The organism is Pseudarthrobacter sp. NamE5 (assembly GCF_005796225.1).
In the GTDB taxonomy this organism is placed as follows: domain Bacteria; phylum Actinomycetota; class Actinomycetes; order Actinomycetales; family Micrococcaceae; genus Arthrobacter.
Map to the genome: position 1 here is coordinate 35808 of NZ_VAHO01000009.1, position 12507 is coordinate 48314.

The following is a 12507-nucleotide window of genomic DNA, read 5'->3' on the forward strand; positions in this document are numbered from 1 at the left end:
CGGGCACCGCGAACGGGGATACGGTTAAGGTATGGCCATACCCCGCGTTGTCCTGATCACCAAAGCAGACTGCCACCTTTGCCAGGACGCGCGCGACGCCGTCGGGCGGGTTACTGCCGCCCTGGGGCTTGAGTGGAGCGAAGCGCCGGTGGACCACCAGCCGGAACTTCGCGAGCGCTTCGCAGAGGAAATTCCGGTGGTCCTGGTGGACGGCGTGCAGCGGGATTTCTGGAAGATTGACGAAGCCCGGCTCGAACGGGTGCTCCAACGCGCCATGGCGCAGTAGGCCAACGGTACCTATGACGGCGCGAACAATGGTGTCACCTGCTTTGTTGGCATCGCGGGCGGGGCTCTAGAGTGGAGTCACAACGCAATGCGAGGGAGGGGCTGGTGAGTTCGCTGGATTCAACTCCCCACGCTGTCCCGGACCTGTCCGACGCCGCTTCCACCGCTGGTGCCGCAGCCGCTGCCGGTGCTAAGCAGATTCCGCCCGCTGCCGTGGCCCGGCTGACCCTTTACCTGCGCGCACTCAATACCCTGCTGGCGGAGGGCGTGGAACGGGTTTCCTCCGAGTCCTTGGCAGAGGCCTCCGGCGTCAGCTCCTCGACCCTGCGCAAGGACCTCTCCCACGTCGGTTCCTACGGAACCAGGGGCGTGGGTTATGAGGTGCAGTACCTCAGCCGGCACATAGCCGCCGCCCTTGGCTTAACGCATGACTGGAAAGTGGCCATCGTCGGTGCCGGCAACCTGGGCAAGGCGCTGGCACGGTACGGCGGCTTCGAGTCCCGCGGGTTCGACGTCGTGGCCATCTTTGATGCCGACCAGATGGTGATAGGCAACGAGGTGGGCTGGCTGCGCGTCAGCGACGTGGCCGACCTGGAGACTGTGCTGCATCGAACCGGAGCGAACATGGTGGTGCTGGCCCTGCCTGCCGCTGTTGCCCAGGATGTCTGCGACCGTGTAGTGGCGGCCGGCGTGCACAGCGTCCTGAGCTTCGCCCCGGTGATGCTCCAGGTTCCTGAGGGGGTCAACCTCCGCAAGGTGGACATGGCTACCGAGCTGCAGATCCTGGCCTACCACGCGCAACGGGCGCAGGCCCCGGAGCAGACCGCCTAGGATTCGGCGCCCGGGACCCACGCCCGCAGGGGTGGTTGGTGCGCGTCCTACCGGCCGTACGGGTTGCCCATGCCGCCGCCGTAGGGATTGGCGAACGGCTGCTGCCGCCTGAAATACGGAGCGGCTGCCGGCAGGTACAGCAGCACGATGGCCGCGATTCCCAGCAGGGTGCCCAGGGTGGCGATGCTGGGCGGGCCGAAAAGGCCGAAAACGGAAAGCGCCGCGAACACGGTGCCCAGGATACGGGCCCAGTTCTTGCCCTTGCGGACAAAGAACGCCACGAGGAGATACAGGGCCAGGCCGATGATGGCGAACACCACCAGGGTTCCGGCGATGACGCCCTTCATATCCTCATAGGTGACGCCGGCCCCGCTGCCCTCAACCTGGTCTTCGAACACGTCCCGGAACATGGGATCGTCCAGGGTGGCCAGGCCGGTCAGCGTGGAAATCACGAAGATCACCGCAGATGCGATCAACAGCCAGAACGAAATGTTCACCAGCTGGGGAACACCACCGGTTCCGGACGGCTGCGGCTGCTCGGACGGGTACTGGGCATAGGGGGACTGGCCGTACGGAGACTGGCCGAACTGCTGCTGCCCGTAGCCTGGAGCTGCTGGAGGGTTCTGGCCGTACTGGGGGAGGTTTTGCCCGTACTGGGGTGCGTTCTGCCCGTACTGGGGTGTGCCGGAGTTCTGGCCGTACTGCGGCGGGTTTTGCCCGTACTGCGGAGCGCCGGACTGGCCGTACTGCGGCGGGTTCTGGCCGTAGCGGGGAGTCTCGCCGCCGGACTCGGGATCGTTCGGAACGGGAGGCGGGACAGGGGGAGTGCTCATCAGCGGTCCTTTGGCATGTCGGGTTGCAGGTAGGCTGCCGGGATCGGTCCTGTACCCTACCCCCAGCATGGCTTAAGTCCACCGTACCCCCGGGCGGGCGGCTTGGGGATCATTCGGCAGAGGTATTCCGCTGCGCTGCGGCTGCCGCAAAGTAGGCCCGGGACGCTGGCAGCCAAAGAAGCACGGCGGCAACCAGGCTGATGAGGAAGGCAATCCAGTTGCCCGCCTGTCCCACGCCCATGGCGCCATTGGCCACGGCCAGTACCAGGGTGGCCCCGGACAGTGCCGTCAGCGCCAGCCGTGCCCAGTTCCTGCCGGCTTTCATCCTGACCGCAAGCACCATTTGCACAACCCCCACTGCGGCGGCCAGCAGCATCAGGGTGACGACGGCGGCAGCGGTTGAGGGTGCTGCAGAAAAAAGCACCAGCGATGCCAGCATTCCCAAGAGCCCGCCGAGCATGCCCAGGATGCCGCCGATAAGCCAGATCCAGAACGAGACCTTGATTTCGGTGGGGCGGCCTGCAACCGAGAACAGCGAACCGAGGACGCCCTGCCGCGGGCCGGAAGTGTAGCTCATGGCGTTCACTGTAGTCCCGCCGTCGTCTGTTAAAACACGGCCACCCCGGTGCCGCCTGGAAGCGGGTGCCGGGGTGGCCGCGTTCTATAAGGAGTAACTGCTTACGCTGCAGGAGCGATGAAGGCCAGTTCCAGGTTGATGGCAACCTTGTCGCTGACCAGGACGCCGCCGGTCTCGAGGACGGCGTTCCAAGTGAGGCCGAAGTCCTTGCGGCTGATGGTGGTCTCGGCGGAGACGCCGGCGCGGGTGTTGCCGAACGGGTCCACGGCCACACCGTTGAACTCGGTTTCGAGGGTGACGGGGCGGGTGACGCCCTTGATGGTCAGGTCGCCCATCAGTTCGTAACTGTTGCCCTTGGCTACCAGGTTGTTGGAGACGAAGGACATTTCGGGGAACTTCTCCACGTCGAAGAAGTCTTCACCCTTGACGTGGCCGTCGCGGTTAGCGTCGCCGGAATCGAAGCTGGCGGTCTGGATGGTGGCGTTGATCCTGGAATCGGCTACATTCCCGGCGAGTTCCAGGGTTGCGGCTGCTTCCTTGAACTGGCCACGGACCTTGCTGATGCCGGCGTGGCGGACGGTGAAGCCGATCTCGCTGTGGGAGTTGTCCAGGACCCAGGTGCCGGTGGTGACGTCTGCGGGAAGTGCCATGATGTTGCTCCTTAGAATTGGTGGCGCTGCGGTTCGGTCGTGCTGTTGAACTTCATCTGTTGAAGTCTCAACTAACTGCTGCATCTACTATAAACATGCATATGCATCTTTTGTTCCCGCTCCCGGAACATTTCTTCACAAACTTCAGTTCTACTGGGTGTAGAAAATTTCGGATCGCACGCCATCTTTGAGAAACTGGTAAACATGCCCCAAGCCACTGTCCATTTGCTCCGCCACGGCGAGGTCCACAATCCTGACGGCGTTCTGTACGGAAGGCTGCCTGAATTTCACCTCTCCGAACTGGGGCAGCAGATGGCACGCACGCTCGCCGAGCACTTCAGCAGCCGCGCCGCTGCCGGCGCCAGGATCACCTACCTCGCAGCATCACCTTTGGACCGGGCGCAGGAAACGGCCAGGCCGACGGCGGATGCACTGCGCCTGCAGATCCACACTGACGCGCGGATCATCGAGGCGGAGAACTACTTCGAGGGGATGAAGGTCACCAAGGCGGAACTGCGCCGCCCCAAACACTGGCCGCGGCTGGTCAATCCGCTGAGGCCCTCCTGGGGAGAGCCCTACAAGAAGCAGGCGGCCCGGGTCATGGCCGCAGCCCGGGAAGCGCGTTTGCGCGCCATAGAGCTGGCAGCCGGGGACTTTGGGGCGGACGGGCCCGAGGCGATCATGGTGAGCCACCAGCTCCCCATCTGGGCAACCCGCTTGAGTGCTGAAGGAAAGCCGCTCTGGCACGATCCGCGGAAACGCGAATGCACCCTGACCTCCATCACGTCGCTGGTGTTCGACGACGACGGCGCGCTCCTGCGCGTGCAGTACAGCGAGCCGGCGGCCTCCCTTCTTCCGGGTGCGGCCAGCACCACTGGAGCCTAGTTGTGACCGACAGTAACAACACTTCCCGCCGAAGCGTGCTTGCCGCCGGCGGACTCGCCCTCGCAGCGCTGACCATGGGCCTGTCCGGGTGCGCGCAGGAGGACGCCCTGGCGCAGCAGGCCAAGGCAGGGGACAACAAGAACTATGTGGCCGGAGACGGGTCCGTGACGGAGTTTGCGGCCGGGGACCGCAAGTCCGCCGTCCAGGTCGAGGGCACGCTTTTCAACGGCACCACCGTTGCGCCTGCCGACTTCCAGGGCAAAGTGACGGTGTTGAACTTTTGGTTCGCTGCCTGCGCCCCCTGCCGGGTGGAAGCGCCCATCCTCGAGGAGCTCCACCAGGAGTTTAAGGACCAGGGCGTGCAGTTCCTCGGCGTCAACCTCCGGGACGAGAAGGCCACCGCGGAGGCCTTCGAAAAGACCTTCAACCTCACCTACCCCAGCTTTGACGACAAGGACGGCAGTGTCCTCCTGTCCGTGTCCGGGCTGGTGCCGCCCGGCGCGGTTCCCACCACCCTGGTCCTGGACAAGCAGGGCCGCGTGGCGTCACGGGTCCTGGGCGAAGTCCAGAAGGGCACGTTGAAGGCTCTCATCGCTGCGGCCGTGGCAGAGTAGCGCGGACCCATGAACAGCCCCTTTGCCGAAGCCATCCTCAATGGCTCACTCCTGCTTGCCATTCCGGTGGCACTGCTCGCCGGATTTGTCTCCTTCCTGTCCCCGTGCGTGCTGCCCCTGGTTCCCGGCTACCTGGGCTACGTCACCGGGCTCAGTGGAGTGGACCTGCAGAAGCAGAAGCGCGGCCGGATGCTGCTGGGAATCGGCCTGTTCGTGCTGGGCTTCTCCGTGATCTTCGTCCTCCTGGGAGGCGCTTTCGGCCAGCTGGGGACCCTTATTACCGGCTCGCAGAACGCCTGGATAACGCAGCTTTTGGGCGTTCTGGTGATCGTCATGGGAATCGTGTTCATGGGCGGCTTCGGCTGGCTGCAGCGGGACGCCAAGATCCATGCCAGGCCTCCGGCAGGGCTTTGGGGTGCACCGCTGCTGGGCCTGACGTTCGGCCTGGGCTGGGCGCCGTGCATCGGACCCACCTACTCGGCGGTCCAGCTGCTGAGCCTTTCCGGCGGGTCATCCGCCGCCAAAGGTGCTTTCCTGGCCTTTGTCTACAGCCTGGGCCTGGGGATTCCGTTCCTGCTGATCGCCCTGGCGCTCCGCCGGGGAATGGGCGTGATGGCGTTCTTCCGCAAGCACCGGGTAGCGATCCAGCGGCTCGGCGGCGGCATCCTGGTCGTGCTCGGCCTGCTGATGGCCAGCGGACTCTGGGGGACCTGGGTGACCGAATTGCAGTACTGGTTCCAAACCGATGTGAAGTTGCCGATCTGATGAGCGAGCGCGTGAACGTAAAGAAGAAGTCCGCACCTTCGGGCGGCATCAGAGTGTCGGAGGCGAAGGCCGACGCTGCGCTGCCCACGCTGGGACCAAAGGAGATGCTGCGCTGGGCGTGGACGCAGCTGACCAGTATGCGCACGGCCCTTTTCCTGCTGCTCCTGCTGGCCGTCGCCGCTGTCCCGGGGTCCCTGTTCCCGCAGCGCCCGGCGAACCCCGCCGTCGTTACCCAGTACATCAAGGACAATCCGGACTACGGACAGCTGCTGGATTCCCTCCAGCTGTACGATGTCTACTCTTCGGCCTGGTTCTCGGCCATCTACCTGCTGCTGTTCATTTCCCTGATCGGGTGTGTGGTGCCCCGGGCGATTGCCCACTACAAGGCGATGCGGTCCCAGCCGCCGCGCACCCCCCAGCGCCTCTCACGCCTTCCCGAGTACGGCACACTGGTGATTCCCGCCCATGCCGGCATCCCGGCGTCGGACGCCATCCATGGTGCCGCCCGCCTGCTGAAGAAGCGCGGCTACCGGGTGGAGGTGAGGGACGACGACGGCGCGCGGCCGTCTTTGGGGGCCGAGCGCGGCTTCCTGAAGGAAGTGGGCAACCTCGTCTTCCATACGTCGCTCATCGGCGTGCTGGTTTCGGTGGCCGCGGGCGGTCTTTTCGGCTACAGCGGGCAGCGCATCCTGGTGGAAGGGGACACCTTCGTGAACACCCTGGTGGGCTACGACCAGTTCAATCCCGGCACCAACTTCCAGTCCGGCCAACTGCAGCCCTATTCAGTGCAGCTGGACAAGTTCGACATCACCTTCGACCGTGAGTCAGAGGGCAAGTTCGGCCAGCCAATCGACTTCTCGGCCGCCGTGACCACTAAGGAGAACCCGGACGCCCCGGCACGCCAGGAGACGCTGAAGGTCAACGATCCCATCACCCTGGGCGGCACCAGCATCTACCTCACCGGCAACGGATACGCCCCGGTGGTGACCATCCGGGACGGTGCGGGCAACGTGGCCATGCAGGGCCCGGTAGTGGCCAAGCTGCAGGGGGACAACTACTACTCCTCAGTGGTGATCAAGGTTCCCGACGCCAAGCCTGACCAGCTCGGTTTCGCCGGCTTCTTCCTGCCCACCGCCTTCGTCACCGATGAAGGGGTTTCCTTCAGCGGGGACCCGGAACTCTTCAACCCGCAGCTGACGCTCAACTCCTACTACGGCGATCTTGGCCTGGATGAGGGATCCCCCCAGAACGTGTTCGAACTGGACGTCCAGGACCTCACGCCGCTGAACGCGCGGAACCTCGATGCCGGCGGCATCACCCTGGCGCCCGGCTCCTCCTACACGCTGCCCGACGGCAAGGGCACCATCAGCTTCGACGGCGTCAAGCGCTACATCGGGGTGGACATCCACCACAACCCGGGGCAGCTCTACGCCCTGATTTTCGCGCTCCTCGCCGTGGCCGGGCTGATCCTCTCCCTCTACGTGAACCGCCGCCGCGTCTGGGTGCGCACGGGCACGCACGGGGACGGGCGGACCATGGTGGAGTACGGACTCCTGGCCCGTGGCGAAGACCACCGGCTCGCCGGCGAAGCCGCCGCCCTGCGGAAGCTGCTGGCCGCCGAATGGCAACTTTCCCAGGATGAGCCTGCACATGCTTCTTCCCCCACCACCCCAGCAGGCCCCAGCGGGCCCGAAAAGGACCAGTAATGCCTTACGGAATCAACGAAACCATGGGCCAGTACAGCGAGCTCTTCATGCTGCTGGCCGCAGGCACCTACACCGTTGCCTTCATCGCCTTCGCCTGGGACCTGGCCAAGAGCAGCAAGGCCCTGCGCGCGGTTGACCTCAAGGCGGCGCAGGCTGAAGAGGCGGCGCGCGTGCCGGTCGGTGCCGCCGCGGGGATCCGCGGCGAGTCCGACCTTGCCGGGCCGGCGGACCGGGCTGAACGGCCGTCGTCGTCCACTTCCCGGGGTGCAGGGGCCGGGGGAGCGGCCACCGCCGACGCCGACATGCGCTATGCAGCCGAGCGGCGCGCTCCCGCCCGGGTTGCCGTGGCCCTGACCGTCCTCGGCGCGCTGATCCATGGCGCCGGCGTGGTGACCCGTGCACTCGGTGCCGGACGGGTGCCGTGGGGCAACATGTACGAGTTCCTCACAACCGGCGCCTTCGTGGCGGTTGCCGTGTTCCTGCTGGTGCTGGTCCGCCGTGACCTCCGCTTCCTGGGCACGTTCGTGGTGGGCCTAACCATCATCATGCTGGTGGCCGCCTCAGTGGCCTACTGGACCCCGGTGGGACACCTGGTTCCCGCCCTGCAAAGCTACTGGCTGATCATCCACGTCTCCATCGCAGTGTTGTCCTCGGCGCTCTTCACCCTGACTTTCGCGATGTCCGCGTTGCAGCTGGTCCAGTCCCACCGGGAGAAAACGGTAGCTGCCGGCGGGACAGACAAGCTGGGCTTCATGCGCCTGGTCCCGTCCGCGCTGAGCCTGGAGAACTTGTCCTACCGCATCAACGCCATCGCCTTCATCGGCTGGACCTTCACCCTGATGTTCGGCGCCATCTGGGCGGAGAAAGCCTGGGGCCGGTTCTGGGGCTGGGACACCAAGGAGGTGTGGACTTTCGTCATCTGGGTGGTTTACGCGGGCTACCTGCACGCGCGTGCGACCCGCGGCTGGACGGGCACCCGGGCTGCTTGGCTCTCGATTGTCGGCTACCTTTGCGTGATCTTCAACTTCACCATCGTGAACCAGTTCTTCAACGGGCTGCACTCGTACTCAGGCCTGTAGCAGGGGATTCCCCACAAAAACCGCAGCTGCACCCGCTGAATAGCAATTCGATGTAGCAACGGGGGTGTTCCCGTTCCCTTGGTGGTGCTACCTTGGTGACGTTCGCCAGTGATGAAGCTTGCAGGCGAGACAACAGTTTCCTGAGGTACCCATGAGCTACGTTCTGGCCATTGACGTCGGGACCAGCTTCACAGCTGCCGCTGTTGCGCGCCTTGACCATGGAGCTTCTTCCGCCCCCGAGTGCCTGCCACTGGGACTTCGCGGAGCATCCGTGCCCTCCGTGCTCTTCTACCCGGAGGATGGCCCCCTGCTGGTAGGGGAAGCTGCTGAACGGCGAGGTCTCGATTCGCCGGCACGCGTTGTCCGGGAGTTCAAGCGCCGGGTAGGCGACGCAGTGCCAATCTCGGCGGGAACGCTGTCCCTCCCCGCTGAAGACGTCTTCGCCACCATGGCCCGCTGGGTGGCTGACCGCGCCGCAGAGCGCGAGGGAGCGCCGCCGTCGGAAATCATCCTCACCCACCCTGCCGCCTGGGGTATCCACAGGACTTCCCTGGTACAGAGCGCCCTCGCCGATAAGGGGCTTGGAAACGTCACCCTGCTGACCGAGCCGGAAGCCGCCGCCCTGCATTACGCGTCGCAGGTGCGGGTGGAGGACGGCAGCATCATCGCCGTGTACGACCTCGGCGGCGGAACGTTCGATACCGCGGTCCTGCGCAAAGTTGCGGGTAACCGGTTCGAACTGCTGGGGCCGCCGGAAGGCTTTGAATACATGGGCGGCGCCGACTTCGATGCCGCCCTTTTCCGCTATGTGGCTGACCATAGCGGCGGCGCCCTGACCGGGCTGGAACCCAACGAACCTGGAGTCCTAGCTGCCCTTGCCCGGCTGCGGCGCGAGTGCGTGGAAGCCAAGGAAGCGCTCTCGGTCGACAGTGAAGCCAACATCTCCGTCCTGCTGCCCGGAATCCAGCAACAGGTCCGCCTCGTCCGACCCGAATTCGAATTCCTCATCGAAGAATCGGTCCGGGACACCGTGGATGCCCTTGAACAGTCGCTGAAGCAGCTTGAGCTGGAGCCGGCGGACCTCACAGCCGTTCTCCTCATCGGTGGATCCTCCCGAATCCCCCTCGTTGCACAGCTGATCTCGGAGCAGCTTGAGCGGCCCATTGCCGTTGATGCCGACCCCAAGTCATCAATCTGCCTGGGGGCGGCCGTGTCCGCGGTACTGGGACAGAAAACCGCCGCGGAAGCGACCACCGGCGGGGACGCGGCGGAGAACGGAGCCCACGCCGTCGTCGTACCCCATACTTCCGACGAGCCAGCCCGTCACCTGCCGCCGTTGCTGCCCAGCTGGTCCCGTAACGACACCGCCGCGCCACGTTCCGTAGCGCCCGCGGCCCGCGGGCCAAGCCGCGGGGAGAGAAGCGGGGCGCATGCACCGAAACCGAGGGTGCGGCTTACTGCCGTCACGGCCACCGCGGTCCTGCTGACCGCCCTCACCGCCACCGCAGCCCAGAGCCCGGAGGGGTTCAACAGCCTGACCTCCGTATTTGTCCCGCCGGCCGGCGCTTCCAATGACCTGGGGTCCCTCCCGCCCACCGGGCCCGGGGGAGGCGACGGAACCGATGCCGCTGCGGCGCTGGAGGACGTCCGGTTCCCGGCGGCAGGCATTGAGTCCGGCCTGGAGCGGGCAGCTTCTGCCCAGGGGACGGGGCCGACGGCGGAGCCCAGTACCACCAGCCGGGTATCCTCCATCCGGGCCATTGAGGGGAGCGCCTCCGGCGAAGCCTCCACCGGCGGTGCGCCGGCCGCTCCGGCCACCAGCAGCAGCGCTGCGGAGGAACCTGTGCCAGGGACGGAAGGCACGACGGGCAATCCCACGACGGGGACTCCTACAGAGACCCCCACTCCCACAGACACGACAACCACTCCTACCGAGACGTCCTCGGGAGGAACGCCGTCACCGACAGGCACGTCTTCCTCCGCCGCGCCGAGCCGTGCACCTGACACGGAAAGCCCTACATCTACACCATCTGGAACGACTACTGCGCCGCTGGAATCTGAAGAGCCGTCGTCGCCCGGAACCGGCGATTCGGTCACACCAATGGTGTCCTCGAACTCTGCGACCGCTACGACCGCGGCCACGACAATTAGTCCGGCGGCCTAGGATGGCCAGCTACCAGCCGCAAGCGCAGAAGCCCGTATTCCCTCATCCCGAGCCAAACCATCAAGGGCAGGCACGCCAAGGTGCAGAGCTTATGGCCAGCCAGCTGAAGGGCGAAAATGCTGCAGTCCGCGAACTGTTGCTGGCGTTGTCAGTCGGTTTTGCCCTGCCGGCACCGCTGCCTTCCGATCTGCAGCGCAAGCTCGACGGCAACGGGCTGGAAAGCATCGATGCGCTGGTACAACGGGCGGAGTCCTCAGGCCTTTTGACTCCTGACGGGACTGTCGTGGGTCCGGCTCAGCACGCACTGCTCGCTGTCGCCCCCACGACCAAGGTGCATGCGCTCCAACGGGAGCTGGTAAACGTATACGCCGCGAACGGCCAGCCGCTGGGCGATCTTGCCCGGGAGCTGGCCCGTTCCGGCCTGGCAGATCCGCGCGTGGCAGCCGAACTGGAGCAGGCAGGCGACAAAGCGCTTGAACGCGATCCGGGGTTGGCATACCAGCTCTACAATGAGGCCCTGCTGGCAGGCAGCGACGACAAAGCCACGGCGGCCCGCCGTGCTCAGGCCGCCGCCGCCAGCGGTGACCTTGACACAGCCACCCGGATCGTCGACGCCTTGCTGGTGCAGCAGGATCCGCCGGACGTCCGCCGTGCCGTCGATGTTGCCGCCGCGGTTTGGGCCCAGCGGGGCATGGTGGCACGTGGAGCCGAGGTCTACAGTTGGCTCGGATCCTCCCGTGTAGGTGAGTCCGCACCCCTTGCTGCCGTTGCCTTGGTCGGGTGCGGTGACCGGTCCGGCGCCGAAGGCATCTTCCGTCCCGACGCCCCGCCCACGTCGCCCACCCTGCTTGCGGCCACTTTCGCCCAAATCGGCAAGGGCGTTCTCCAGTCACTTGCCGCAGACCCGCACCCGGGCCTTCAGATCCTGATTCACGCTTCAGACATGTTCAACGCGGCCGGTGCGGCCCTGCCCCTGCCGGAGATGCCCGCCGTGCTGGCTGCACTAATGGCGTTGCACAGCGGCGAGCCGAACCTCGCGGAAACTATCTGCAGGTCTGCGGCGGCAGCCGGCCAGGGCGGTGATACCGCCCAGCCACGACTGTTCCTGGTGCAAGGGTGGTCGGCGATGATGCAGGGAAAGCTTGAGGACGCCCGGCTCGCTATTAATGAAGCCTCAAAAGCGAATCACTGGCCCCTGGTACCACGGGACGAGTTCCTCTGTTCGGCCCTGGAAGTAGGCCTCGCCCGGCGCAACGGCGACTTTCCTGAACTCATCAAGGCGTGGGAGCGGGCGCGGGAAGCGATGCTCCACACGGCGGTTGATCTCTATAGCCTCCTGCCATGGGGCGAACTCATGATCGCAGCCGCCCGCCTTCGCGAAAACCACAGGATCGCCCCCTACCTTCAAGAGGCATGGGATGTGCTGGAGCGGCTGGGAAATCCCCTGTTGTGGGCTGTGCCGTTCCATTGGTCGGCAGTACAGGCGGCTCTGTTGAACGAAAGCCCTGCAGATCTGGCGCCCCATGCAGCCGCGCTGGCCCGGGCCGCAGGGCAAAGCCACCTCGCGGCCGTACTTGCAGCGGCTGGCAAGGCCTGGGTCACCGTGCTGGCCGAGAGATTCCGTCCCGATGACGTCGAGGCGGCGGCAAGGGGCCTGGGTGCGGTGGGAATGCCGTGGGAGGGGGCCAGGCTCGCCGGGCACGCTGCAGCCCGCGCGCATGAGCGCAAGGACATGGTCCGCCTGCTCTCGTGCGCCCGGGACCTCCATCCACAGGCCAGTTCGTCAGGGTCCGGGGCGGCGACACCCGAGTCCCGCAATGCGTCGCCCGCCGAGACCGGTACCGGCACGCAGTCGGATGGTGCAGGCCTGAGCGAGCGTGAAAAGGAAGTTGCCAGGCTGGTGCTCGACGGCAAGACATACAGGGAAATCGGCGAGGCCATCTACATATCACCCCGCACGGCCGAGCACCATATTGCCCGGATGCGGCGCAGGCTGGGCGCGGAAAACAGGTCCGACCTGATGGCCAAGCTGCGCCTTGCCCTGGGGCCGGAAGATCAAGCCCATGACTAGTCCTCCTCAACACCCCTAATGTGGGCCGTGGCCATTCCCCGCCAGAG

12 protein-coding genes are annotated in these 12507 nt (G+C 65.7%); 9 read left to right on the forward strand and 3 right to left on the reverse strand.

All coding sequences use genetic code 11. From position 1 onward, the window contains the following. The first annotated feature begins 31 nt into the window (after positions 1–31). Together FDW84_RS11990 and FDW84_RS11995 are read left to right on the forward strand one after the other, a co-directional pair. Positions 32–286, forward strand: coding sequence for a glutaredoxin family protein (locus FDW84_RS11990; protein WP_138609748.1), 255 nt, complete (start codon positions 32–34; stop codon positions 284–286). Positions 287–390: 104 nt separating this feature from the next. Further along, positions 391–1116: a redox-sensing transcriptional repressor Rex gene (locus FDW84_RS11995; protein ID WP_138609750.1), complete on the forward strand. Its 726-nt coding sequence runs from the start codon at positions 391–393 to the stop codon at positions 1114–1116. A gap of 47 nt (positions 1117–1163) precedes the next feature. Here the strand turns inward: FDW84_RS11995 and FDW84_RS12000 are convergent, their stop codons facing one another. From FDW84_RS12000 to FDW84_RS12010, 3 genes are all read right to left on the reverse strand, one after another. Continuing rightward, positions 1164–1949 carry a heme-copper oxidase family protein gene (locus FDW84_RS12000; RefSeq protein WP_138609752.1) on the reverse strand — a complete coding sequence of 262 codons (786 nt, stop codon included), beginning with the start codon at positions 1947–1949 and terminating at the stop codon, positions 1164–1166. Between the two features lie 109 nt (positions 1950–2058). Then, positions 2059–2526 (reverse strand): hypothetical protein, encoded by a 468-nt coding sequence (locus tag FDW84_RS12005; RefSeq protein WP_138609754.1) that lies wholly within the window; start codon positions 2524–2526, stop codon positions 2059–2061. Between the two features lie 101 nt (positions 2527–2627). Beyond that, complete coding sequence (locus tag FDW84_RS12010; protein WP_138609755.1) at positions 2628–3176, reverse strand: YceI family protein; 549 nt, start codon at positions 3174–3176, stop codon at positions 2628–2630. A gap of 204 nt (positions 3177–3380) precedes the next feature. On the opposite strand from FDW84_RS12010, the gene FDW84_RS12015 reads away from it, so the two are divergent. From FDW84_RS12015 to FDW84_RS12045, 7 genes are all read left to right on the forward strand, one after another. After that, positions 3381–4061: a histidine phosphatase family protein gene (locus FDW84_RS12015; RefSeq protein ID WP_138609757.1), complete on the forward strand. Its 681-nt coding sequence runs from the start codon at positions 3381–3383 to the stop codon at positions 4059–4061. Positions 4062–4135: 74 nt separating this feature from the next. Continuing rightward, positions 4136–4675, forward strand: coding sequence for a TlpA family protein disulfide reductase (locus tag FDW84_RS12020; protein ID WP_240721497.1), 540 nt, complete (start codon positions 4136–4138; stop codon positions 4673–4675). 9 nt (positions 4676–4684) lie between these two features. Continuing rightward, positions 4685–5440: a cytochrome c biogenesis CcdA family protein gene (locus tag FDW84_RS12025; RefSeq protein ID WP_138609759.1), complete on the forward strand. Its 756-nt coding sequence runs from the start codon at positions 4685–4687 to the stop codon at positions 5438–5440. Beyond that, the gene (locus FDW84_RS12030) at positions 5440–7146 is read left to right on the forward strand and encodes a cytochrome c biogenesis protein ResB (RefSeq protein WP_138609761.1); all 1707 of its coding nucleotides are present in this window, start codon (positions 5440–5442) and stop codon (positions 7144–7146) included. The genes FDW84_RS12025 and FDW84_RS12030 overlap by 1 nt, the downstream gene beginning before the upstream one ends. Beyond that, positions 7146–8225 (forward strand): c-type cytochrome biogenesis protein CcsB, encoded by a 1080-nt coding sequence (ccsB, locus tag FDW84_RS12035; RefSeq protein ID WP_138609763.1) that lies wholly within the window; start codon positions 7146–7148, stop codon positions 8223–8225. Before FDW84_RS12030 ends, ccsB begins: the two co-directional genes overlap by 1 nt. A 151-nt stretch (positions 8226–8376) precedes the next feature. Further along, a complete protein-coding gene (locus FDW84_RS12040) occupies positions 8377–10389 on the forward strand; it encodes an Hsp70 family protein (RefSeq protein ID WP_138609765.1) in 2013 nt (670 codons plus the stop codon). A 91-nt stretch (positions 10390–10480) separates the two neighbouring features. After that, positions 10481–12460, forward strand: coding sequence for a helix-turn-helix transcriptional regulator (locus FDW84_RS12045; RefSeq protein WP_240721488.1), 1980 nt, complete (start codon positions 10481–10483; stop codon positions 12458–12460). Positions 12461–12507: the final 47 nt, after the last annotated feature.

Excerpts from the sequence above, each read along its gene's own strand:
- FDW84_RS11990 (WP_138609748.1), top strand. The coding sequence starts at position 32 with ATGGCCATACCCCGCGTTGTCCTGATCACCAAAGCAGACTGCCACCTT.
- FDW84_RS12000 (WP_138609752.1), bottom strand. The coding sequence starts at position 1,949 with ATGAGCACTCCCCCTGTCCCGCCTCCCGTTCCGAACGATCCCGAGTCC.
- FDW84_RS12005 (WP_138609754.1), bottom strand. The coding sequence starts at position 2,526 with ATGAGCTACACTTCCGGCCCGCGGCAGGGCGTCCTCGGTTCGCTGTTC.
- FDW84_RS12010 (WP_138609755.1), bottom strand. The coding sequence starts at position 3,176 with ATGGCACTTCCCGCAGACGTCACCACCGGCACCTGGGTCCTGGACAAC.
- FDW84_RS12015 (WP_138609757.1), top strand. The coding sequence starts at position 3,381 with ATGCCCCAAGCCACTGTCCATTTGCTCCGCCACGGCGAGGTCCACAAT.
- FDW84_RS12020 (WP_240721497.1), top strand. The coding sequence starts at position 4,136 with ATGGGCCTGTCCGGGTGCGCGCAGGAGGACGCCCTGGCGCAGCAGGCC.
- FDW84_RS12025 (WP_138609759.1), top strand. The coding sequence starts at position 4,685 with ATGAACAGCCCCTTTGCCGAAGCCATCCTCAATGGCTCACTCCTGCTT.
- FDW84_RS12030 (WP_138609761.1), top strand. The coding sequence starts at position 5,440 with ATGAGCGAGCGCGTGAACGTAAAGAAGAAGTCCGCACCTTCGGGCGGC.
- ccsB (WP_138609763.1), top strand. The coding sequence starts at position 7,146 with ATGCCTTACGGAATCAACGAAACCATGGGCCAGTACAGCGAGCTCTTC.
- FDW84_RS12040 (WP_138609765.1), top strand. The coding sequence starts at position 8,377 with ATGAGCTACGTTCTGGCCATTGACGTCGGGACCAGCTTCACAGCTGCC.
- FDW84_RS12045 (WP_240721488.1), top strand. The coding sequence starts at position 10,481 with ATGGCCAGCCAGCTGAAGGGCGAAAATGCTGCAGTCCGCGAACTGTTG.